The 21151-nt window shown below is 68.3% G+C and carries 21 protein-coding genes; 18 read left to right on the forward strand and 3 right to left on the reverse strand.

Annotated features, from left to right (window positions below; translation table 11 throughout):
* The first annotated feature begins 20 nt into the window (after positions 1 to 20).
* Both E3U26_RS20260 and E3U26_RS20265 read left to right on the forward strand, forming a co-directional pair.
* Positions 21 to 848: a DUF5928 domain-containing protein gene (locus E3U26_RS20260; protein WP_499107445.1), complete on the forward strand. Its 828-nt coding sequence runs from the start codon at positions 21 to 23 to the stop codon at positions 846 to 848.
* Positions 849 to 858: 10 nt separating this feature from the next.
* Positions 859 to 1233 carry an HIT domain-containing protein gene (locus E3U26_RS20265; RefSeq protein WP_072460758.1) on the forward strand — a complete coding sequence of 125 codons (375 nt, stop codon included), beginning with the start codon at positions 859 to 861 and terminating at the stop codon, positions 1231 to 1233.
* Here the strand turns inward: E3U26_RS20265 and E3U26_RS20270 are convergent.
* Entirely contained in the window at positions 1221 to 2180 is a 960-nt protein-coding gene (locus E3U26_RS20270; RefSeq protein WP_499107447.1) for an ABC transporter ATP-binding protein, read from the reverse strand. The genes E3U26_RS20265 and E3U26_RS20270 overlap by 13 nt on opposite strands.
* A 69-nt stretch (positions 2181 to 2249) precedes the next feature.
* On the opposite strand from E3U26_RS20270, the gene E3U26_RS20275 reads away from it, so the two are divergent.
* The 3 genes from E3U26_RS20275 to E3U26_RS20285 all read left to right on the forward strand — a co-directional run bounded on the left by E3U26_RS20275 (position 2250) and on the right by E3U26_RS20285 (position 6488).
* Positions 2250 to 2438, forward strand: a complete 189-nt coding sequence (locus E3U26_RS20275) for a zinc-finger domain-containing protein (RefSeq protein ID WP_036749567.1) — start codon at positions 2250 to 2252, stop codon at positions 2436 to 2438.
* A gap of 209 nt (positions 2439 to 2647) precedes the next feature.
* Positions 2648 to 5479 carry a DNA polymerase I gene (gene polA, locus E3U26_RS20280; protein WP_499107448.1) on the forward strand — a complete coding sequence of 944 codons (2832 nt, stop codon included), beginning with the start codon at positions 2648 to 2650 and terminating at the stop codon, positions 5477 to 5479.
* Between the two features lie 73 nt (positions 5480 to 5552).
* Entirely contained in the window at positions 5553 to 6488 is a 936-nt protein-coding gene (locus tag E3U26_RS20285) for a cation diffusion facilitator family transporter (protein WP_243784019.1), read from the forward strand.
* Here E3U26_RS20285 and hemN read toward each other — a convergent pair.
* Complete coding sequence (gene hemN / locus E3U26_RS20290) at positions 6485 to 7840, reverse strand: oxygen-independent coproporphyrinogen III oxidase (protein WP_499107449.1); 1356 nt, start codon at positions 7838 to 7840, stop codon at positions 6485 to 6487. The genes E3U26_RS20285 and hemN overlap by 4 nt on opposite strands.
* A gap of 49 nt (positions 7841 to 7889) precedes the next feature.
* Between hemN and fnrL the strand changes: the two genes are divergently transcribed.
* Positions 7890 to 8639 carry a transcriptional regulator FnrL gene (gene fnrL / locus E3U26_RS20295; protein WP_036749576.1) on the forward strand — a complete coding sequence of 250 codons (750 nt, stop codon included), beginning with the start codon at positions 7890 to 7892 and terminating at the stop codon, positions 8637 to 8639.
* Positions 8640 to 8711: 72 nt separating this feature from the next.
* On the opposite strand, the gene E3U26_RS20300 is transcribed toward fnrL, so the two are convergent.
* A complete protein-coding gene (locus E3U26_RS20300; RefSeq protein ID WP_072460754.1) occupies positions 8712 to 9545 on the reverse strand; it encodes a universal stress protein in 834 nt (277 codons plus the stop codon).
* Between the two features lie 250 nt (positions 9546 to 9795).
* On the opposite strand from E3U26_RS20300, the gene ccoN reads away from it, so the two are divergent.
* The 12 genes from ccoN to E3U26_RS20360 all read left to right on the forward strand — a co-directional run bounded on the left by ccoN (position 9796) and on the right by E3U26_RS20360 (position 21146).
* Positions 9796 to 11415, forward strand: a complete 1620-nt coding sequence (gene ccoN / locus E3U26_RS20305; protein ID WP_499107450.1) for a cbb3-type cytochrome c oxidase subunit I — start codon at positions 9796 to 9798, stop codon at positions 11413 to 11415.
* A 9-nt stretch (positions 11416 to 11424) separates the two neighbouring features.
* Complete coding sequence (ccoO, locus tag E3U26_RS20310) at positions 11425 to 12150, forward strand: cytochrome-c oxidase, cbb3-type subunit II (protein ID WP_072460753.1); 726 nt, start codon at positions 11425 to 11427, stop codon at positions 12148 to 12150.
* Positions 12151 to 12158: 8 nt separating this feature from the next.
* Positions 12159 to 12347, forward strand: a complete 189-nt coding sequence (locus E3U26_RS20315) for a CcoQ/FixQ family Cbb3-type cytochrome c oxidase assembly chaperone (protein WP_036749587.1) — start codon at positions 12159 to 12161, stop codon at positions 12345 to 12347.
* Positions 12347 to 13393 (forward strand): cytochrome-c oxidase, cbb3-type subunit III, encoded by a 1047-nt coding sequence (gene ccoP, locus E3U26_RS20320; RefSeq protein WP_175562291.1) that lies wholly within the window; start codon positions 12347 to 12349, stop codon positions 13391 to 13393. The genes E3U26_RS20315 and ccoP overlap by 1 nt, the downstream gene beginning before the upstream one ends.
* 273 nt (positions 13394 to 13666) lie before the next feature.
* Positions 13667 to 15124 carry a cytochrome c oxidase accessory protein CcoG gene (gene ccoG / locus E3U26_RS20325; RefSeq protein ID WP_036749590.1) on the forward strand — a complete coding sequence of 486 codons (1458 nt, stop codon included), beginning with the start codon at positions 13667 to 13669 and terminating at the stop codon, positions 15122 to 15124.
* Positions 15125 to 15589, forward strand: coding sequence for a FixH family protein (locus tag E3U26_RS20330; protein ID WP_036749592.1), 465 nt, complete (start codon positions 15125 to 15127; stop codon positions 15587 to 15589).
* A 1-nt stretch (position 15590) separates the two neighbouring features.
* Positions 15591 to 17801, forward strand: coding sequence for a heavy metal translocating P-type ATPase (locus tag E3U26_RS20335; protein WP_499107454.1), 2211 nt, complete (start codon positions 15591 to 15593; stop codon positions 17799 to 17801).
* Between the two features lie 9 nt (positions 17802 to 17810).
* Entirely contained in the window at positions 17811 to 17969 is a 159-nt protein-coding gene (ccoS, locus tag E3U26_RS20340) for a cbb3-type cytochrome oxidase assembly protein CcoS (RefSeq protein ID WP_036749596.1), read from the forward strand.
* A gap of 85 nt (positions 17970 to 18054) precedes the next feature.
* Complete coding sequence (locus E3U26_RS20345) at positions 18055 to 19356, forward strand: lipoprotein-releasing ABC transporter permease subunit (protein ID WP_214273930.1); 1302 nt, start codon at positions 18055 to 18057, stop codon at positions 19354 to 19356.
* Entirely contained in the window at positions 19349 to 20023 is a 675-nt protein-coding gene (locus E3U26_RS20350; RefSeq protein WP_072460749.1) for an ABC transporter ATP-binding protein, read from the forward strand. The genes E3U26_RS20345 and E3U26_RS20350 overlap by 8 nt, the downstream gene beginning before the upstream one ends.
* Complete coding sequence (locus tag E3U26_RS20355) at positions 20020 to 20643, forward strand: phosphatase PAP2 family protein (protein WP_499107457.1); 624 nt, start codon at positions 20020 to 20022, stop codon at positions 20641 to 20643. The genes E3U26_RS20350 and E3U26_RS20355 overlap by 4 nt, the downstream gene beginning before the upstream one ends.
* A 101-nt stretch (positions 20644 to 20744) precedes the next feature.
* Complete coding sequence (locus tag E3U26_RS20360; protein WP_116171010.1) at positions 20745 to 21146, forward strand: hypothetical protein; 402 nt, start codon at positions 20745 to 20747, stop codon at positions 21144 to 21146.
* The last annotated feature ends 5 nt before the right edge of the window (positions 21147 to 21151 follow it).

Here is a 21151-nt window from a genome sequence, read left to right on the forward strand (position 1 = left end):
ACACACCCTACGGCATGCCGGTGACTTTCTACAACGATCATTACGACCTGCTGATGGGGCAGAACTCCCTGTTCGCCCGCAAGATCAGCCCCGAGGCGATCCGGCTGCGCGAGCGGCTGGGCGCGCTTTGGGCGGCCAGCGGCGTGCATTTCCCGATCTCGAACGAGGCGACGGGGCTGCTTCGCTTCCTGACCGGGCGGGGCCGGGTCGGGCGGCGCTTCGGCCAGCGGTTCTGGGAGGCCGAGGGCAGCCTGGGCCGCGACAACACGCTGCTGCTGGTGGTGGCCAAGAAATGGCATGTCGCCAAGCGGCTGACCGCGGCGATCCGGGCGCATACGCCGATTCCGGCGGTGGACTACCTGTTCAACGAGCCCGAGGCGCATCTGCCCGACCTGGGCGGGGTCGAGACCACGGTCGAGAAGCGCGACCGGCACCGGCGCGCGCTGATCCGGCTGCTGTTCCAGCATTTCGAATCGAACCGGCTGGTCTTGTGCCTGGACCCCTCGGCGCTGTATCTGATCCAGGATCTGACCTCGGACAAGGCCGATACCCGCATCCTGCTGGTGGATTCCGAATTCGACGACGATTACCTGCGCGGCCATATCGCCCGCGTGGGGCTGGCCGGGAGCGAGACCGCCCCCGAGGTGATCGAACGGCTGCTGCCCATGGTGCGCGCCGACCTGGAACACGAGGCCGAGCGGCTGCGCGACATGGATTTCCCCGGCTTCCATTCCATCGCGCCCTGGCGGCCGGTCGCCGAGAATACCGCGCAACTGGCGCGTTTCCTGGATCTGCCGGCCGAGACCGCGCTGGCGCTTGCCCGGACCGACCACCTGTTCAGCGACTGAGGAGAGAGCCATGCCCGCCTATGACGACAGCAATATCTTCGCCCGCATCCTGCGCGGCGAGATCCCCAACGACACCGTGCTGGAGACCGAGCATACGCTGGTCTTCCGCGACATCCGGCCGCAGGCGCCGGTGCATGTGCTGGCGATCCCCAAGGGGGCCTATGTCAGCTACGACGATTTCGCCGCCAATGCCTCGGATGCCGAGATCGTGGATTTCCACCGCGCCCTGGCCAGGGTGGCGCGCGAGCTGGGCGTGGCGCTGGATGGCGGGCTGGGCTTCCGCGCCATCACCAATGCCGGCGAGCATGGCGTGCAGGAGGTGCCGCATTTCCACATGCACATCCTGGGCGGCCGGCCGATGGGCCGCATGGTTCAGCCGGGCTGAGGCGCCGGGCGCGAGGTCAGCTGGACGAAGACGTCCTCGAGGTCCGGCGCCTCGACCGCGAGGTCGCGGATCGGCAGGCCCGCGGCGCGCAGCGCGTCGATCAGCCCGTCCGTCGGGATGCGCGAGGGCGCATAGCTGAGCGCGAGCCGGCCGTCCCCGCGCCGTTCGGCCCGCACGCCCTCGGGCAGGGCGGGCAGGGCGCGGGCCTCGCCGGTATCGACGACCAGCGTCTTGGAATCGGCGCGGCCGAGCAGGGCGGCGGTATCCTCGCACAGGATCAGCTCGCCATGGTCGATGATGGCGATGCGGTCGCACATCTCCTCGGCCTCTTCCAGGTAATGCGTGGTCAGGATGATGGTCATGCCCTGGTCGTTCAGCCGGCGCACGTTGCGCCACAGCATCTCGCGCAGCTGGATGTCGACGCCGGCGGTGGGTTCGTCGAGGACCAGGATCTGCGGCCGATGCACCAGCGCCTTGGCCAGGAGCAGCCGCCGCTTCATGCCGCCCGAGAGATGGCGCGAATAGCTTTCCGCCTGTTCGGTCAGCCCGACGAGTTCGAGCAGTTCGTCGGTCCAGCGCTCGCGCTTGGGGACGCCGTAGAGGCCGGCCTGCACCTCGAGGCTGGCGCGGGGGGTCAGGAAGGGGTCGATGTTGAGTTCCTGCGGCATGACGCCGATGGCGGCGCGGGACTGGCGCGGGTTCACGTCCTGGTCGAAGCCCCAGATCATCACCTTGCCGGCGGACTTGCGCACCAGCCCGGCCAGGATGTTGATCGTGGTCGACTTGCCGGCGCCGTTGGGCCCGAGCAGGCCGAAGATCGAGCCGGCGGGGATCGCGAGGTCCAGCCCCTTGACCGCCTGTTTCGCCGGCGCCTGGCCGGCGGCGGCATAGGTCTTGGTCAGGCCGCTGATTTCGATGGCCTTCGGGCTTTGCTGGGGGGCTGGCATCGGCTCTTCGTGTTCATTATGATCGCCGCCGGTTTAACCCCGTTTGTCGTCAGAGCTCAAGGAACCGCCATGACCATTCCGGCCCCCGAGATCCAGACCGTCACCTCCTGGAAGGTCGCCTGCGACGGCGACGAGAAGCGGGGCCTCGGTCATCCGCGCGTCTGGCTGGCCATTCCGCGCGATACCGGCTGGGTCGAATGCGGCTATTGCGACAAGCGCTTCGTCATCGACCGCGAACACGCGCACGACGACCACTGAAGCGCAGCTGCTGCCTGGGCCTGCCCGCCGCGGCGGCTTTCCCAGGTGGCCCCAGGCGGCCCCAGGCGGCAACGCCCCGCCGGCCGGGGCGTTGCGACGCCTCCGGCGGGGGTATTTTCAAACGGAGAAAGCCGGGCCGCGCGGCCTTGGCCCCAGGGCCGCTTCGTGGCATCAAGGCGGGCGAATGCAAGAGCAGGGGGCGCGCACATATGACGGACGGATTCGGCAAGGGCCATCACCTCCACCTGATCGACGGCTCGGCCTTCATCTTTCGCGCCTATCACGCGCTGCCGCCGCTGACCCGGCGCTCGGACGGGCTTCCCATCGGGGCGGTGGCGGGTTTTTGCAACATGGTCTGGAAATACCTGCAGGACGGCAAGGGCTCGGACCAGCCGACCCATGCCGCGGTGATCTTCGACCATTCGGCGCGCACCTTCCGCAACGACATCTATCCGCTCTACAAGGCCAACCGGCCCGAGCCGCCCGAAGACCTGCGGCCGCAGTTCCCGCTGACCCGCGAGGCGACGCGGGCCTTCAACATCGCCTGCATCGAGACCGAGGGTTTCGAGGCCGACGACATCATCGCGAGCCTTGCCTGCCAGGCGCGGGACGCGGGCGGTCGGGTGACGATCATCAGCAGCGACAAGGACCTGATGCAGCTGGTCGGCGGCGGGGTCGAGATGATGGACCCGATCAAGGGCAAGCCCATCGGCCCCGACGAGGTGCGCGAGAAATTCGGCGTCGGCCCCGAGCGGGTGGTGGATGTGCAGGCCCTGGCCGGCGATTCCATCGACAACGTGCCGGGCGCGCCGGGAATCGGCATCAAGACCGCCGCGCAACTGATTGACGAATACGGCGACCTGGAGAGCCTGCTGGCGCGGGCGGAGGAGATCAGGCAGCCCAAGCGGCGCCAGACGCTGATCGACCATGCCGAGCAGATCCGCATCTCGAAGCGGCTGGTCGAGCTGGATTGCCGCATGGCGCTGGACTTCACCCTGGAGAGCCTGGAGATCCGCGAGCCCGATCCCGAGGTGCTGCTGGATTTCCTGGTTCGGATGGAGCTGCGCACCCTGACCAAGCGCGTGGCCGAGCGGTTCGGCGCCGAGCCGCCGAGCATGGCCGAGGCAGCGCCGGTGCCGGCCGCCGTGGCCGGGAGCGGGGCCGGGACGGGGGCCGCGCCGGCGGCCGAACTGCCGGCGATCGACCGCAGCCTTTATGTCACCATCCGCGACGAGGCGGTGCTGGCCGAATGGCTGGCCGAGATCGCCGAAAAGGGCGTGGTCGCCATCGACACCGAGACCACCGGGCTCGACGAGATGCAGGCCGATCTGGTCGGGGTCTCGCTGTGCACCGGGCCGGGGCGGGCGGCCTATCTGCCGCTGGGCCATGTCGACGGCGCGGCGGACCTGTTCGGCTCGGGCGCGCGGGTCGAGGGGCAGATGGACCGGGAGCGGGCGCTGGCCATGCTCAAGCCGGTGCTTGAGGATCCCTCGGTGCTGAAGATCGGCCAGAACGTCAAGTATGACTGGAAGCTTCTGGCCCGCCACGGCATCCGCATGGCGCCGCTGGACGACACCATGCTGCTGTCCTATGCGCTGAATGCCGGGGCGCACAACCACGGCATGGACGAGCTGGCGGACCTGTACCTGGGCCATCGCTGCCTGCCGATCAAGGATCTGATCGGCTCGGGCAAGGCGCAGATCAATTTCTCGCAGGTGACGATCGACAAGGCCAGCGAATATGCCGCCGAGGATGCCGAAGTGACCTGGCGGCTCTGGCATCACCTGCGCCCGAAGCTGGCGCCGAACCATGTCACCACCGCCTATGAGCGGCTGGAGCGGCCGATGATCGCGGTGCTGGCCGATATGGAGATGGCGGGCATCCGCATCGATTCCGAGCATCTCAAGCGCATGTCCAACGCCTTTGCCCAGAAGATGGCGGGGCTGGAGGCCGAGATCCACGAGCTGGCCGGCGGGCCCTTCAACGTGGGCAGCCCCAAGCAGCTGGGCGAGATCCTGTTCCAGCGCATGGGCCTGGCCGGGGGCAAGCAGGGCAAGACCGGCGCCTTTTCCACCGGGGCCGAGGTGCTGGAGGACCTGGCCGCCGAGGGGCACGAGTTGCCGGCGCGGGTGCTGGACTGGCGGGCGATCTCGAAGCTGAAATCGACCTATACCGATGCGCTGCCCCTGCATGTGAACCCCGAGACCGGGCGGGTCCATACCTGCTATTCCATCGCCGGGGCGCAGACCGGCCGGCTGGCCTCGACCGATCCGAACCTGCAGAACATCCCGGTCAGGACCGACGAGGGGCGGCGCATCCGCGAAGCCTTCGTCGCCGGGCCGGGGATGCGGATCGTCAGCCTGGACTACAGCCAGATCGAGCTGCGGATTCTTGCGCATGTGGCGCAGATCCCGGCGTTGAAGCAGGCGTTCCGTGACGGCATCGACATCCATGCCATGACCGCGAGCCAGATGTTTGGCGTGCCGGTCGAGGGCATGGACCCGATGATCCGCCGCCGCGCCAAGGCGATCAACTTCGGGGTGATCTATGGCATCTCGGGCTTTGGCCTGGCGCGCAACCTGCGCATTCCGCGGGCCGAGGCGCAGGCCTTCATCGACACCTATTTCGAGCGCTTCCCCGAGATCCGCGCCTATATGGACCGCACCGTCGCCGGGGCCAAGCAGGACGGTTTCGTGCGCACCCTGTTCGGGCGGCGGATCATGACGCCGGGCATCAACCAGTCCGGGCCGGCGGCCGGCGGGGCGCGGCGGGCGGCGATCAACGCGCCGATCCAGGGCGCGGCCGCCGACATCATCCGCCGCGCCATGATCCGCATGCCGGAGGCGATCGGCCACCTGCCGGCGCGGATGCTGCTGCAGGTGCATGACGAACTGGTCTTCGAGGTCGAGGAATCTGCCGTGCCCGAGCTGGTCGCGGCGGCGCGCGGCGTCATGCAGGGCGCGGCCGATCCCGCGGTCCGGCTGGACGTGCCGCTGATCGTCGATGCCGGGCAGGGGGCGAACTGGGCCGAGGCGCATTGAGCGGCGGCGGTCGCGTGGGTGGCGCGGCCGCAGGGGTATTTGGGGAACGAAGAAGCCGGCGAAGGAGGGCGGGATGGGCCATTCGCATTCGCATGACGGCGGGCACGGGCATTCGCACCTGCCGGGCGGGGTGGGCGACGGCGCCATCCTGATTGCGGTGGTGGTCAATCTGGCGCTGACGGGGGCACAGATCCTGGGCGGCTATGTCGCCGATTCCACGGCGCTGATCGCGGATGGGGTGCATAATCTCTCGGATGCGCTGGCGCTGGTGCTGGCCTTTGGCGCCCGGCGGCTGGCGCGGCGGCCCGCCAGCCCCGAGATGAGCTATGGCTGGGGCCGGGCCGAGATCGTCGCGGCCTTCGTCAATTACATCGCGCTGATCGCCATCTCGGTCTGGCTGGGGATCGAGGCGCTGGGGCGGCTCGCCCATCCGCCGCAGGTCGCGGGCGGGCTGGTCATGGCGCTGGCGGGTTTCGCGCTGGTGGTGGATGCGCTGACCGCGGCGCTGGTCTGGCGGGCGTCGCGCGAGAGCGTGAACATCCGCGCGGCCTTCCTGCACAACCTGGCCGATGCGGCGGTCTCGGTCGCGGTGCTCCTGGGCGGGGCGCTGATCTGGGCTTTCGGCTGGCAGATCGCCGATCCGATCCTGACGCTGCTGATCTCGGCGGTGATCCTGTGGCATATCGGGCGGGAGATCGGGCCGGTGATGCGCATGCTGATGCTGGCCGCGCCCGCCGGGGTCGATCATGCGGCGCTGGCCCGCGCCATGGCCGCGGTCGAGGGCGTGGCGGGCGCCCATCACCTGCACCTGTGGCAGATCGACGAGCGGCGCAACGCGCTATCGGCGCATCTGGTGCTGCGCGCGGGGGCCGATCCGGCGCAGGCGGTGCGCCGGGTCAAGGCCTTGCTGCGGCGCGACTTCGGCATCGGCCATGCCACCATCGAGACCGAGCGCGAGGGCGAGCCCTGCGGCGACCGGGATGACGGCCACGGCCATCATCCGCATTAGATCGCGGCGGAATGGCCCGATGCCGCCATGTCGTAGCCGTCGAACATGCGGGCGATCATCCGGGTCAGCGGCCGCCCCTTGGGCGTGATGCGCAGGCCCGCGGCATCGGCCTCGACCATCTCGCCGAAATGCGCGGCGACGGGGGCGAAGACCTGGGCCAGGCGGTCGGCGTCGAAGCCGTGGTCGCGGATGAATTCCTCGGCCCGGATCTCGAAATCGCACATCAGCGCCTCGATCATGCGCGAGCGCCAGCGGTCCTCGGCGGTGAAGGCATGGCCGCGCGTGGTCGAGAAGCGCCCGTCGCGGATCCTGGCCAGATGGGCGCCGGTGGCCGGGGCGTTCTGCGCATAGCCCTGCGGGAAGCGCGAGATCGACGAGGCGCCCAGCCCCACCAGCACCTCGGCCCGGTCGTCGGTATAGCCCTGGAAGTTGCGCCGCAGGAGCCCGGCCTTTTGCGCGCGGGCCAGCCCGTCGCCGGGGCGGGCGAAATGGTCGATGCCGATCTCGTCATAGCCGTCGGCCAGGAACAGCTCGCGCGCGGTTTCGAACAGCCGCAGCCGGCCATAGGGGTCGGGCAGGGCCTCGGAGGGGATCATCACCTGCCGCTTGGCCATCCAGGGCACATGGGCATAGCCGTAAAGCGCCACCCGGTCGGGCGAGAGCGCCAGGAGCTTCTGCACCGATTCGGCGATCTTGCGCGGGTTCTGGTTGGGCAGGCCATAGAGGATGTCCGCGTTCAGGCTGGCGATGCCGCGGTCGCGGATCATGTCCACGGCGCGTTTCGTCACCTCGAAGCTTTGTTCGCGGCCGATGATCTTCTGGATCTCGGGGTCGAAATCCTGCACCCCGATCGAGGCGCGGGTCAGCCCGGCCTCGGCCAGCGCGTCCATGCGGGCCTCGTCGATCTCGTTCGGGTCGATCTCGACCGAGAACTCGGCGCCCTCGGCCAGCGGGAAGGCACCGAGGACCGCGCCGGCGACCAGCCGCATTATCTCGGCCGGCATCAGCGTGGGGGTGCCGCCGCCCCAATGCAGGCGCGACAGCCTGACGCCGGGGGCGAGCGCGGATTTCAGCATGTCCAGTTCCGCCAGCAGCGCCTTGGCATAGGCGCGCACCGGCTCGTCGGATTGCGTGCCCTGGGTGCGGCAGGCGCAGAACCAGCACAGCCGCCGGCAGAACGGCACATGCATGTAGAGCGAGATCGCCGCGCCGGCGGGGATTGCCGCGACCCAGTCGCGGAAGACCGGCTCGCCCACGGCGGGGGTGAAATGCGGCGCGGTGGGGTAGCTGGTATAGCGCGGCACGCGCGCGTCAAACAGTCCGAGCCGCTCAAGTTGCGATTGTTGTTCCATGTTGCTATATCTAGCGTTGAACACGCGCCGGAACCTTGACCCAAATCAAATGCCACATGACGCCGCCCTCTGCGCGACGCAGCAGCCCTGCGAAATCTGCCCCATTCGGTATCGGGCCGTCTGCGCGCATTGCGAAGGCGACGAACTGGCCGAACTGGAGGGCATGAAGTTCTATCGCCGCTACGAGGCGGGACAGGTCGTGGTCTGGGCCGGCGACCGGATGGACTTCGTCGCCTCGGTGGTCGCCGGCATGGCCGGGCTGACCCAGCAGCTCGAGGACGGGCGCACGCAGATGGTCGGCCTGCTTCTGCCCAGCGACTTCCTGGGCCGGCCGGGGCGCGAGATGGCGACCTATACCGTCACCGCGACCAGCAACCTGGTGCTGTGCTGTTTCCGCCGCAAACCCTTTGAAAAGCTGTTGATCGACAATCCCCGCATCGCCAGCCGGCTTCTGGAGATGACGCTGGACGAGCTGGACGCCGCCCGCGACTGGCTGCTGCTCTTGGGCCGCAAATCCGCGCGCGAGAAGATCGCCTCGCTTCTGGTGATCCTGGCCCGGCGCGAGGCGGCGCTGATCAAGCGCCGGCCCGAAGGCCGCATCGCCATCGAACTGCCGCTGACGCGCGAGGCGATGGCGGATTACCTGGGCCTGACGCTGGAGACGGTGAGCCGGCAGATGAGCGCGCTGAAGCGCGAAGGGGTGATCGAGCTGGACGGCAAGCGGCGGGTGATCGTGCCCTCCTTCGTCCGGCTGGTCACGGAAAGCGGCGATGATTCGGACGGCGGGCCGCTGAGCTAGCGCGCCGCCCGCCAAGGTGCCCCGGACGGCGTGTCCGGGGCGTTGGGCCGCCAGTTGGCGGGGACTGGCCGGTCAGCGCGCCATCAGCACCGGCACCTGCGCCTTTTCCAGCATGTTGCGCGTCGCGCCGCCCAGGATCGCCTCGCGGAAGCGGGAATGGCCATAGGCGCCCATCACCAGCATGTCGGCGCCGATCTCGGTCGCGCGGCGGTTCAGGATGTCGCTGACCAGCGGCTGGGTGCGGGCCAGAACCGCGATCTCGGCCCGGACGCCGTGGCGCGTCAGCATCTGGCACAGCGCCCCGCCGGGATCCGAGCGTTCGGGACCGCTGGGCGAGGGGTCGATCACCGTGATCTCGACGCTGTCGGCGGCGATCAGCAACGGCAGGGCGCGGCGCACGGCGGCCAGCGCCTCGTTCGACTGGTTCCAGGCGATCATGACCTTCCTGCCGAAGGGCTCCTTCAGCGCGCCGGGCACGATCAGCACCGGGGCCGAGCCCTCGAACAGCGCCGCCTCGGTCACGGCCTCGGCATCGGTGGGCGCGCCCTCGCCATAGGGGCGGCTCAGCACCACGAGGTCGGAATAGCGCGCGCGCATGCCCACCAGCGTCGAAAGTCCGCCCACCTGCGCCACCGCGGAATCGACGGACCAGCGGATGTCCTCGGGGTCGAGCCGGTCGCGGACCCGCTCCTCCAGCTCGCCTGCCGCCGCCACGGCCTTGTCGATGGATTCCTGGAACACATAGGCCGAGGCGCCTGCATAGTAGTAGCCGCTTTGGGTGTGATCCACGCCCATGCAGAACACGTCGAGATGCGCATCCTCGCGCCGGGTCATGGCAATGGCCGAATCCAGCTGCTTTTGCTGGTCGGCATCGGTCAGAACGGTCAGGATGGTCTTGTAGCCCATGGGCCCTCTCCTTTCGGGGTTCAGAGGCGAGTTTCACCTGCATCCGGCAGGATCGCAATCGCCGTTGGCGGCCGGCTGCGACATCCTGTCCGGATATTTGGGAATTTTACGCCTATCCAGAACGGACGGATTGACGCAGATCAAAGTCTCACGAAACCGTGTGACGTTAGAAGAAGCTGTCGAAGCCGCGAACCCGCCGCATCCAATGCGAATCGGCCGCCTTCGGCGCAGGATGAAGGACAGGAACTTAATGTTGGATACCATCAAGCTGATCGCGCTTGGCACGATTGCGGTCCTGGCCGCGATCGCCGCCAATTACGCGCGACCCGATGATCCCGCCTATCTCGTGAATGCCCTGATCGTCATGCTGGCGGCGGGCGTCATGTTTCTGCGGGTGCTGCGCCAGATGGGCAACGAGCAACCTTCGCTCGAGCCGCATCCCGAGACGCAATACATGGACGACGTGGTCCGGGCCGGCGTGATCGCCACCGCCCTGTGGGGCGTGGTCGGCTTCCTGGTCGGGGTGATCATCGCCTTTCAGCTGGCCTTCCCGGCGCTGAACCTCAGCGACGTCACCATGGGCTATACCAACTTCGGCAAGCTCAGGCCGCTGCACACCTCGGCGGTGATCTTCGCCTTCGGCGGCAACGCGCTGATCGCGACCTCGTTCTACGTGGTGCAGCGCACCTCGGCGGCGCGGCTCTGGGGCGGCAACGCGGCCTGGTTCGTGTTCTGGGGCTACCAGCTCTTCATCCTGCTGGCGGCGACCGGCTATATCCTGGGCGCCACCCAGTCCAAGGAATATGCCGAGCCCGAATGGTATGCCGACTGGTGGCTGACCGTGGTCTGGGTCGTCTACCTGGCGGTGTTCCTGGGCACGATCCTGAAGCGGAAAGAGCCGCATATCTACGTGGCGAACTGGTTCTACCTGTCCTTCATCGTCACCATCGCCATGCTGCATATCGTCAACAACCTGACGATCCCGGTCAGCCCCTTCGGCTCGAAGTCGGTGCAGCTCTTCTCGGGCGTGCAGGACGCGATGACGCAATGGTGGTATGGCCACAATGCGGTGGGCTTCTTCCTGACGGCGGGCTTCCTGGGCATGATGTATTACTTCATCCCCAAGCAGGCCGAGCGCCCGGTCTACAGCTACAAGCTGTCGATCATCCACTTCTGGGCGCTGATCTTCCTGTATATCTGGGCCGGTCCGCACCACCTGCACTATACCGCGCTGCCCGACTGGGCCTCGACGCTGGGCATGGTGTTCTCGATCATCCTGTGGATGCCCAGCTGGGGCGGCATGATCAACGGCCTGATGACGCTTTCGGGCGCCTGGGACAAGCTGCGCACCGATCCGGTGATCCGCATGATGGTGGTGGCCGTCGGCTTCTACGGCATGGCGACCTTCGAGGGGCCGATGATGTCGATCAAGGCGGTGAACTCGCTGAGCCACTACACCGACTGGACCATCGGCCACGTGCATTCCGGCGCGCTCGGCTGGAACGGCATGATCACCTTTGGCGCGCTCTACTACCTGGTGCCGCGTCTTTGGGGGCGTGAGCGGCTTTACTCGACGGGCCTGGTCAGCTGGCACTTCTGGCTCGCCACCATCGGGCTGGTGCTCTACGCGGCCTCGATGTGGGTCTCGGGCATCATGGAGGGGCTGATGTGGCGCGAGGTCGACGCCCAGGGCTTCCTGGTCAACGCATTCGCCGACACGGTGGCCGCGAAATTCCCGATGAACGTGGTGCGGGGAACGGGCGGCGTGCTTTACCTGACCGGCGCGCTGATCATGTGCTACAACCTGTGGGCCACCGTCGCCAAGCAACCCAAGACCCATGCGACCACGGTCGCGGTCCCGGCAGAATGAGGACGGATCATGGCCATTCTTGAAAAGCACAAGGTCCTGGAAAAGAACGCCACGCTGCTGCTGGTCTTTTCCTTCCTCGTCGTGACCATCGGCGGCATCGTCGAGATCGCGCCGCTGTTCTACCTGCAGAACACCATCGAGAAGGTGCAGGGCATGCGACCCTATACGCCGCTGGAGCTGAAGGGCCGCGACATCTACGTCCGCGAGGGCTGCTATGTCTGCCACAGCCAGATGATCCGCCCGATGCGCGACGAGGTCGAGCGCTATGGCCATTACAGCCTGGCGGCCGAGTCGATGTACGACCATCCGTTCCAGTGGGGCTCCAAGCGGACCGGGCCGGACCTGGCCCGCGTGGGCGGCCGCTATTCGGACGAATGGCATATCGACCATCTGGTCAATCCCCAGGCGGTGGTGCCGGAATCGATCATGCCCAAATACGGCTTCCTGCTGGACCGCCCCATCGACTCCTCGAACATGGCGCAACGGCTGCGGACCGATGCGATGGTCGGCGTGCCCTATGACGACCAGATGATCGCCGCGGCGGTCAGCGACTTTGCCGCCCAGGCCGATCCCGATGCCGATGCCTCGGGGCTGGAGGAACGCTATCCGGGTGCGCAGCAGCGCAATTTCGACCGCCGTCCCGGCGTGTCCGAGATGGACGCCCTGATCGCCTATCTCCAGGTCCTGGGCACGATGGTCGATTTCTCGACCTTCGAACCCGATCCGAACCGCTGAGGCCCGCCATGGACAGGTATTCCTTCCTGCGCGAACTGGCCGACAGCTGGGTGCTGCTGCTGCTGGTGCTGTTCTTCCTGGGAGCGATCGTCTTCGCCCTCAGGCCGGGCTCGCGGCCGCTGCATCGCGACGCGGCCGAAAGCATCTTCCGCAACGAGACGAAACCCGCACCGGCGGGCGAGAAGGAGGTCGAGTGATGGCCGATAGCGACGACGAGCACACCAGCCCGCAAAATCCCGACAACCGGATCGAGCTGGAACGCCAGGCCGCCGACGAGGCCCACAAGGCCAAGATCCTGGCCCATCCGCCCGAGGGGCCCGAGGGACCGCTGCATCCCCCGGTCACGCCGCGGCCGGGTGCCACCCGCGTCGTGCGCGACCGCAAGGGCGGGCGCAGGGTGGTCGAGGTGCCCTCGACCGGGCACAGCTGGGACGGGATCGAGGAATATGACAACCCGCTGCCGCGCTGGTGGCTGTGGACCTTCTATGCCACCATCGTCTGGGGGGTGTTTTACTTCATCGCCTATCCGGCCATCCCGCTGGTGAACGGGGCGACGCGCGGCCTTCTGGGCCAAAGCTACCGCTCCGACGTGGCGGCCGAGATCCAGCGCTTCAACGACGCCAACGCCCCGATCCAGGCCAAGCTGGTCGAGACCCCGCTGGAAGAGATCGCCGCCGACCCGGAACTGGCGAACTATACCGCCAATGCCGGCGCCGCGATCTTCCGCACCTGGTGCGCGCAGTGCCACGGCTCGGGCGCGGGCGGGGCCACGGGCTATCCCTCGCTGCTGGACAACGACTGGCTCTGGGGCGGCACGCTGGAAGAGATCCACACCACGGTCATGCATGGCATCCGCGATCCCAAGGACGGCGACACCCGCTATTCCGAGATGCCGCGCTTCGGCACCGACGAATTGCTGGACAACACCCAGATCCGCCAGGTCGTGAACCATGTGCTGGAACTGGGCGGCCTGCCGCATGACGCGGCGCTGGCGGCCGAGGGCGTGGAGTTGTTCGCCGACAACTGCTCGTCCTGCCATGCCGAGGACGGCACCGGCGACCGTGCCCAGGGTGCGCCGGACTTGACCGATGCCGTGTGGCTTTACGGTTCGGACCCGGAAACGATCACCCGCATCGTGCGCGACGGTCCCTTCGGCGTCATGCCGGCCTGGACCGGGCGCCTGTCCGACGCCGACATCGTCGCCGTCGCCGCCTATGTCCACAGCCTTGGCGGCGGCGAATAACTGATCCCAGATCCGTGGCCGGGAAACCGGCCACGGTGGCACCGGCCCCCCGTCCTGTTCGCGCGTTTCCAAGGGGGGCCGGTGTTCTTATCAAACGCAGGGCCTGGTCCTGGCGCAAGCCGGCCGGGCCGGTTTCTTATGCGGATGCGACAATTCGGCCTATGTTCCCCGCATCCCCTCTCGCTATGCTCGGCCAGCCCGCGCTTGACGCAGATCAATGCGTCACCGCTGCCAGGCTCTATATATCCGAGCCACGCGCTACAGGAGCCAATCATGTCGAATTCCGACATCGACCCGCCACGCCTTTATGCTGCCCGAGAGCCGATCTTTCCCCGCCGGGTCCATGGCTGGTTTCGCAACCTGAAATGGATCATCATGGCGGTGACGCTGGCGATCTATTACGTCACCCCCTGGATCCGCTGGGACCGCGGTCCCGCCATGCCCGACCAGGCGGTGCTGATCGACCTGGCCAACCGCCGCTTCTATTTCTTCTGGATCGAGATCTGGCCGCATGAATTCTATTTCGTCGCCGGGCTGCTGGTCATGGCGGGCTTGGGGCTTTTCCTCTTCACCTCGGCCCTGGGGCGGGTCTGGTGCGGCTATGCTTGCCCGCAGACGGTCTGGACCGATCTTTTCCTGCTGACCGAACGCTGGGTCGAGGGCGACCGCAACGCCCGGCTGCGGCTGTGGAACGCCTCCTGGGACTTGCGCAAGCTGCGGCTGCGGCTGACGAAATGGACGATCTGGCTGCTCATCGCGCTGGCGACCGGCGGCGCCTGGATCTTCTATTTCACCGATGCGCCGACGCTGCTGGGCAATCTGCTGATAGGCCAGGCCCATCCCGTCGCCTATATCACCATGGGCATCCTGACCGCGACCACCTTCGTCTTCGGCGGCTTCGCGCGCGAGCAGATCTGCGTCTATGCCTGCCCCTGGCCGCGCATCCAGGCCGCGATGATGGACGAGGACACGCTGACCGTCGCCTATCGCGAATGGCGCGGCGAGCCGCGCGGCAAGCTGCACAAGGGCGAGCCCACGAAATCCGACGGCGGCGCCAAGGGCGATTGCATCGACTGCATGGCCTGCGTCAACGTCTGCCCCATGGGCATCGACATCCGCGACGGCCAGCAGCTGGAATGCATCACCTGCGCGCTGTGCATCGACGCCTGCGACGAGGTGATGGACAAGATCGGCAAGCCGCGCGGGCTGATCGACTACATGGCGCTGAAGGACGAGGCCGCCGAGCGCGCGGGCGAGACGCCGAAGCCGGTGCTCAAGCATATCCTGCGCCCGCGCACGATGCTGTATTTCACGCTCTGGGCGGGGATCGGCGTTGCGCTGGTGGTGGCGCTGTTCCTGCGCTCGCCCTTCGACCTGAACGTGACGCCGGTCAGGAACCCGCTTTACGTCACCATGGCCGATGGCGCGATCCGCAACACCTATGCGCTGCGGCTGCGCAACAAGCAGGGATCCGAGCGCGACTTCACCGTCTCGGTCGCCGGGCCCGACGGCACCGCGCCGGCCGGCGTCGGCCTGACGCTGGAGGGGCTGCCGGCCGCCGATCTTCACGTCGCGGCGGACAGCACCCATACCCAGCGCGTCTATATCACCGCCGAAAAGGGCTCGGCGCTGGCCGAGGGGGCACAGAGCGAGTTGACGCTTTGGGTCGAGGATGCCACCGATGGGAGGAAGTCCCGTATCGACACCGTCTTCCACGGAAGGAGCGAATAGATGCCCCGCGAACTGACCGGCCGCCATGTGCTGATCATCACCCTGGGCGCCTTTGGCACCATCATCGCCGTCAACCTGTTCATGGCCTTCAAGGCCGTGGGCACCTTCCCAGGGCTCGAGGTCAAGAACAGCTATGTCGCCTCGCAGAGCTTCGACCGCGACCGCGACGCGCAGGCGGCGCTGAACTGGACGGTGACGCCGGAGTATGACGGCCGTGAGCTGGTGCTGGCGATCCGGGACGGGCAGGGCCTTCCGGCGCCGGTGCAGGGGCTCGAGGTGACGGTCGGCCGGCCGACCCATGTGCGCGACGACCAGCGCCCCGAGTTCACCTATTCCGGCGGGCTGTTCCGCGCGCCCCTGGTGCTGGCGCCGGGGACGTGGAACATCCACCTGGCCGCGACCGCCCCCGACGGCACGGTGTTCCGCCAGCGCATCGACCATTACCACGGCAACCGGGTGAACTGAGATGTCCGACGCCACGCTGCACGACCACGACGCCCGGCTCTCGGCCTGTCCGGCCTGCGACGCGGCGCCGCTGGCGCAGCGTATCGCCGCGGGCGGGGGCGGGCAGGAGGACATCGTCCTGTCCCTGCCGACGATCCATTGCGCGACCTGCATCACCGATGTCGAGCGGGTGCTGAACCGCCATCCCGGCGTCAGGGACGCGCGGGTCAACCTGACGCTGCGCCGCGTCACCGTGGACGCGCCCGGCATGAGTGCCGAGGAACTGATCCCGGTGGTCGAGGGCATCGGCTACGAGGCGCATGAGCTTGACCCGGCCGCGCTCTCCGCCAGCGCCGCCGACCGGCAGGGCCGCGACATCCTGATGCGCATCGGCGTCGCGGGCTTCGCGATGATGAACATCATGATCCTGTCGGTCGCGGTCTGGTCGGGGGCCGAGGACGCGACGCGCGACATGTTCCACTGGATTTCCGGCGCCATCGCCCTGCCGACGGTCGCCTTTGCCGGCCAGCCCTTCTTCGCCAGCGCCTGGCGGGCGCTCAGGCACGGGCGGCTCGGCATGGACGTGCCGATCTCGCTGGCGCTGGTCCTGGCCAGCGCGATTTCGGTCTATGAGACGGTGCAATCCGGCCATCACGCCTATTTCGACGCGGCGGTGATGCTGTGCTTCTTCCTGCTGATCGGGCGCTACCTGGACTATCGCACCCGCGCCGTCGCCCGCTCGGCCGCCGAGGAACTGACCGCGCTGGAGGTGCCGCGCGCCTTCCGCGTCACCACCGCGGGCGACGAGCCGGTGCCGGTGGTCGAGCTGGTTCCGGGCGACCTGATCCGCATCCGCCCCGGCGCCCGCATCCCCGCCGATGGCGAGATCGCCGAGGGCAGCAGCGAGATCGACCGCTCGCTGCTGACCGGCGAAAGCATCCCGGTTCCCGCCCGTCCGGGCGTCGCGCTTTCGGCGGGCGAGGTGAACCTGACCGGCCCGCTGGTCATGCGGGTGACGGCAGCCGGGCGCGACAGCTCGCTGGCGCGGCTGACGGCGCTGGTCGCGGCGGCGGAATCGGCGCGCGGCCATTACACCGGGCTCGCCGACCGCGCCTCGCGGCTTTATTCGCCGCTGGTGCATCTTCTGGCCTTCTGCAGCTTCCTCGGCTGGTATTTCGCGACGCATGACCTGCGGCTGGCGGTGAACGTGGCCGCTGCGGTGCTGATCATCACCTGCCCCTGCGCCCTGGGCCTGGCGGTGCCGGCGGTGGTGACGGCCGCCTCGGGGCGGCTGTTCCGGCGCGGCATGCTGATCAAGGACGGCACCGCGCTGGAGCGCCTGGCCGAGGTCGATGCCGTGGTCTTCGACAAGACCGGCACCCTGACCATGGGCGTGCCGCAGTTGGTCTCGCTGGACCCCATCCCGGCCGAGGCGCGGCCGGTGGCGCTGGCCCTGTCGCAGGGATCGGGCCATCCGCTGTCGCAGGCACTCGCCCAGGCGCTGCGCGAGGCCGGCACCGAACCCGCCCGGCTCAGCGATCTGCGCGAGGTACCGGGCTATGGCATCGCCGGGATCTGGCAGGGGCGCGAGGTGCGGCTGGGCCGCGCCGACTGGCTGGGCGCCCGGCATGGCGAGGCGACGCTTTCGGCAAGCTGGCTGTCGCTGGGTGATGAGGGGGGGCAGGACGCACCGATCCGGCTGGAGTTCTCGGACCGGCTGCGGCCGGGGGCCGAGGCCTGCGTGGCGCGCATCCTTGGCTCGGGCCGGCGGGTGATGCTGCTGTCGGGCGATGCGGCGCCGGTGGTCCAGGATCTGGCGCAGCGGCTGGGCATCGCGGAATGGCGCGCCGGCGTCACCCCGGTCGAAAAGGCCGAGGCCCTGCGCGATCTGCGCCAGCAGGGGCTGCATCCGCTGATGGTCGGCGACGGGCTGAATGACACCGCCGCCCTGACCGAGGCGCATGTCTCGATCTCGCCCGCCTCGGCGCTGGATGCGGCGCGCACCGCCTCGGACATGGTGCTGATGGGCAGCGACCTTGCCCCGGTGGCCGAGGGGCTGGAGCTGGCGCGCAGCGCCCGCGCCCGGATCAAGGAGAATTTCGCCATCTCGCTGGTCTACAACATCGTCGCGGTGCCCATCGCCATCGCCGGATTCGCGACGCCGCTGATGGCGGCGCTGGCCATGTCGCTGAGTTCGATCAGCGTGACGCTGAACGCGCTGCGGCTGCGGTAAGGAGGAAGCATGGAAATCCTGGGCCTTCTGATTCCGGTTTCCCTGGGCCTTGGCGGGCTTGGCCTGGTGGCCTTCATCTGGTCGCTGCGCGGCCGGCAATACGAGGATCCGAAAGGCGATGCCGAGCGGATCCTCAGCTCGGAATGGGACGACCGCCCCAAGCCGTGACGGCCGCGCCGCGGTTACGGCCTTGTTGGCTTGCATTGCCGGCGGCGAAAGGCCAATCAGGCGCCACCCAACAGACAGGTGAGCGATGGCCAGCCCCGCCCCGTTTTCGCGTTTCGAATTCATGATCGCCTGGCGCTACCTGCGCGCCCGCCGGGCCGAGGGCGGGGTCAGCGTGATGACCTGGATCAGCCTGCTTGGCATCACCCTGGGGGTGATGGCGCTGATCGCCACCCTGGCGGTGCGCGCGGGCTTCCGGGCCGAGTTCGTCGATACGATCCTGGGCGCCAACGCCCATAGCACGGTCTATTACGCCCCCACCCAGATCTATAACGAGCTGACCGAGGAAACCTATGTCACCCCCGGCCGGGTCGAGGATTACGATGCGGTCGCTGCCCGGATCGCGCAGATCCCCGGCGTGATCCGCACCGTTCCGGCCGTGCGCGCGCAGGTCATGGCGCGGCAGGGCGACGCCGCATCGCTGGGCGATGTCCATGGCATCACGCTCGACGCGCTCAAGGAAATGTCGGGCATCGCGGATCCACAGAGCGCGCTGGGGAATCTCGACGATTTCGACCGCGGCATCGCCATCGGCATCGGCATGGCGCGCGACCTGGGCCTGGGCGTGGGCGACCGGCTGCAACTGGTCGCGCCCGAGGGCGCCAAGACCCCCTTCGGCACCACGCCCAGGGTCGAATCCTTCGAGGTGGTCTATATCTTCTCGGCCGGGCGCTACGACGTGGACAAGGCGCGCATCTACATGCCCATGGCCGAGGCGCAGAGCTTCTTCAACCGCGAGGGGCAGGTCGACGAGATCGGGGTCTATGTCGCCGACCCCGAGCGGATCGACGACTGGACCATGCCGCTCTTGCAGGCGGCGGGCGAGCGGGCGCAGGTCTGGACCTGGCGCGACGCCTCGGGTTCGTTCCTCGCCGCGCTCGACATGGAGGACGACGTGATGTTCATCATCCTGTCGATCCTGGTGCTGATCGCCTCGATGAACATCACCTCGGGGCTGATCATGCTGGTCAAGAACAAGGGCCGCGACATCGGCATCCTGCGCACCATGGGCCTGACCGAGGGCTCGGTCCTGCGGGTCTTCTTCCTCTGCGGCGCCTTTACCGGGGTGATCGGCACCATCGCCGGCGTGGCTCTGGGGGTGGCGCTGTCGCTGAACGTCGATCACATCATGGCGGCGCTGAACGCGCTGACCGGCGGCAATGCCTGGCAGCCCGAGGTGCGCGGCATCTATCACCTGACGGCGGAGCTGCGGGCCTGGGACATCTTCCGCGCGGCGGCGCTGTCGCTGGCGCTGTCCTTCGTCGTCACCATCTTTCCCGCGCGCCGCGCCGCGCGCATGAACCCGGTCGAGGCGCTGCGCTATGAATGACATCCTGGTTCTGGAAGGGATTTCCAAGACTTACGGCATCGGCGGACCCGCCCCGGTGCCGGTTCTGGACGGGCTGTCCCTGCGCATCGCCCGCGGCGAGGTGGTGGCGCTGGTTGCCCCCTCGGGCGCCGGGAAATCGACGCTGCTGCATATCGCCGGGCTTCTCGACAGCGCCGATTCGGGGCGGGTGCTGCTGAACGGGCGCGACATGGCCGGGCAAAGCGACCGGGCCCGGACCGAGGCGCGGCGCGAGGAGCTGGGCTTCGTCTATCAATTCCACCACCTGCTGCCCGAGTTCTCGGCGGCCGAGAACATCGTCCTGCCGCAGCTTGCCAATGGGGTTTCGCAGGCGGCGGCGCGGGCGCGGGCGCTGGACCTGCTGGGCCGCGTGGGGCTGTCGCACCGCGCCGACCACCGCCCGGCGCAACTGTCGGGGGGCGAGCAGCAGCGCGTCGCCTTCTGCCGGGCGCTGGCGAACCAGCCCTCGCTGCTGCTGGCGGACGAGCCGACGGGGAACCTGGACCCGGCGACTTCGGACAAGGTCTTCGACGTGCTGATGGCGCTGGTGCGCGAGACCGGGCTCGCGGCGCTGATCGCCACCCATAACATGGATCTGGCGGCACGGATGGACCGGGTGATCCGGCTGGGCGAGGGCGGTGCGGCATGAGCGCGGATGCCGGCCGGCGGTGCATGGCCGGTGGATGCGCGGTGCATGGCCGCAGCACGGCGACCACGGCGCCAGGCCCGGCTGGGCCTGCGAGCCCCAAGTCCTCGCGCCGCGCGCGCAGGCGTAGCGCAGCCCTGCTCGGGCTGCTCTGCCTGCTGCCCGCCCAGGCTTATGCCGACCCGTTCGAGCAATTCGGCACGGCGATGAAATACGGCCTGCCGCTGGCGGCGGCGGTCTGCGCCGCCGACCAGGACCGGCTGGAGGATTTCGCGGTGCGCGGCGTTTTGCAGGCGGCGCTGGCCTGGGGAATGAAGGAGTTCTTCGACGGCGCCCCGATCTCGCGCCGCCCCTCGGGCGGGGGCAAGGGCTTCCCCTCGGGCCATACGGCGGCGGCCTTCTTCGGCGCCTCGGACCTGGCCGGAAAATGCTTCGACGACCGCCCCGAGGCCGGCGCCCTGGCCTATGGCGCGGCCGGGCTGACGGGCTGGAGCCGGGTCCATGCCGGCGAACACACCCCGGCGCAGGTGTTCAGCGGCGCGCTGCTGGGGGTTTCGTTCGGCGCCGCGAGCTTCGGCATTGGCAGCGAGGGGGTAAGCTTTTCGCTGGGGATGCGGTTTTGATTAACCAATTGTGAAAGCTTGTATTTTAGGAACATCGCGATTGATGTTCGGGAAATGTTCTGCATACTCCGAACGACGGTTCATCCAAGCGAGGTTCCCGGATGCGTATTCCTGCCCTGCCAGCGGCGCTGGCGCTTTTGCCGGTCCTTGCGGCCTGCGCCCAGACCCAGATCCAGCCCATGACCAGGGACACGTTCAAGGTCGCGACCCATGCGGCACCGGCCTGCGGCCCGTCGGGCGCCCGCAACGTGGCCTTCAAATCGGCGGCGATCGAGGTGATCCGCAAGGGCGGCGACCGATTCGTGATCCTGGGCGATCACAGCGACAGCGGGCTGCAGGGCGATTTCCTTCGCGGCTTCCAGCAGAACTACTCGCAGGGCATGGTGGTGAAGATGGTTCCCGAAGGCTCGCCGGAGGCGAGGAATGCGCTGTCGGCGCGCGAAACGCTGGGCGCCGACTGGCACGCGATCGTCGCGAAGGGCACACCCACGACCTGCGGCTAGGAAGG

The sequence above is a fragment of the Paracoccus ferrooxidans genome (assembly GCF_029909815.1).
GTDB classification, from domain to species: domain Bacteria; phylum Pseudomonadota; class Alphaproteobacteria; order Rhodobacterales; family Rhodobacteraceae; genus Paracoccus; species Paracoccus versutus.

Bases quoted from the DNA above. Each gene is read 5' to 3' on its own strand.
- hemN (WP_499107449.1), bottom strand. From the start codon at position 7,840: ATGGAACAACAATCGCAACTTGAGCGGCTCGGACTGTTTGACGCGCGC.
- E3U26_RS20355 (WP_499107457.1), top strand. From the start codon at position 20,020: ATGAGCGCGGATGCCGGCCGGCGGTGCATGGCCGGTGGATGCGCGGTG.
- E3U26_RS20350 (WP_072460749.1), top strand. From the start codon at position 19,349: ATGAATGACATCCTGGTTCTGGAAGGGATTTCCAAGACTTACGGCATC.
- ccoS (WP_036749596.1), top strand. From the start codon at position 17,811: ATGGAAATCCTGGGCCTTCTGATTCCGGTTTCCCTGGGCCTTGGCGGG.
- ccoO (WP_072460753.1), top strand. From the start codon at position 11,425: ATGGCCATTCTTGAAAAGCACAAGGTCCTGGAAAAGAACGCCACGCTG.
- E3U26_RS20335 (WP_499107454.1), top strand. From the start codon at position 15,591: ATGTCCGACGCCACGCTGCACGACCACGACGCCCGGCTCTCGGCCTGT.
- E3U26_RS20300 (WP_072460754.1), bottom strand. From the start codon at position 9,545: ATGGGCTACAAGACCATCCTGACCGTTCTGACCGATGCCGACCAGCAA.
- ccoP (WP_175562291.1), top strand. From the start codon at position 12,347: ATGGCCGATAGCGACGACGAGCACACCAGCCCGCAAAATCCCGACAAC.
- E3U26_RS20285 (WP_243784019.1), top strand. From the start codon at position 5,553: ATGGGCCATTCGCATTCGCATGACGGCGGGCACGGGCATTCGCACCTG.
- E3U26_RS20275 (WP_036749567.1), top strand. From the start codon at position 2,250: ATGACCATTCCGGCCCCCGAGATCCAGACCGTCACCTCCTGGAAGGTC.
- E3U26_RS20345 (WP_214273930.1), top strand. From the start codon at position 18,055: ATGGCCAGCCCCGCCCCGTTTTCGCGTTTCGAATTCATGATCGCCTGG.
- E3U26_RS20315 (WP_036749587.1), top strand. From the start codon at position 12,159: ATGGACAGGTATTCCTTCCTGCGCGAACTGGCCGACAGCTGGGTGCTG.
- E3U26_RS20360 (WP_116171010.1), top strand. From the start codon at position 20,745: ATGCGTATTCCTGCCCTGCCAGCGGCGCTGGCGCTTTTGCCGGTCCTT.
- E3U26_RS20270 (WP_499107447.1), bottom strand. From the start codon at position 2,180: ATGCCAGCCCCCCAGCAAAGCCCGAAGGCCATCGAAATCAGCGGCCTG.
- ccoG (WP_036749590.1), top strand. From the start codon at position 13,667: ATGTCGAATTCCGACATCGACCCGCCACGCCTTTATGCTGCCCGAGAG.
- E3U26_RS20265 (WP_072460758.1), top strand. From the start codon at position 859: ATGCCCGCCTATGACGACAGCAATATCTTCGCCCGCATCCTGCGCGGC.
- ccoN (WP_499107450.1), top strand. From the start codon at position 9,796: ATGTTGGATACCATCAAGCTGATCGCGCTTGGCACGATTGCGGTCCTG.
- fnrL (WP_036749576.1), top strand. From the start codon at position 7,890: ATGCCACATGACGCCGCCCTCTGCGCGACGCAGCAGCCCTGCGAAATC.
- E3U26_RS20330 (WP_036749592.1), top strand. From the start codon at position 15,125: ATGCCCCGCGAACTGACCGGCCGCCATGTGCTGATCATCACCCTGGGC.
- polA (WP_499107448.1), top strand. From the start codon at position 2,648: ATGACGGACGGATTCGGCAAGGGCCATCACCTCCACCTGATCGACGGC.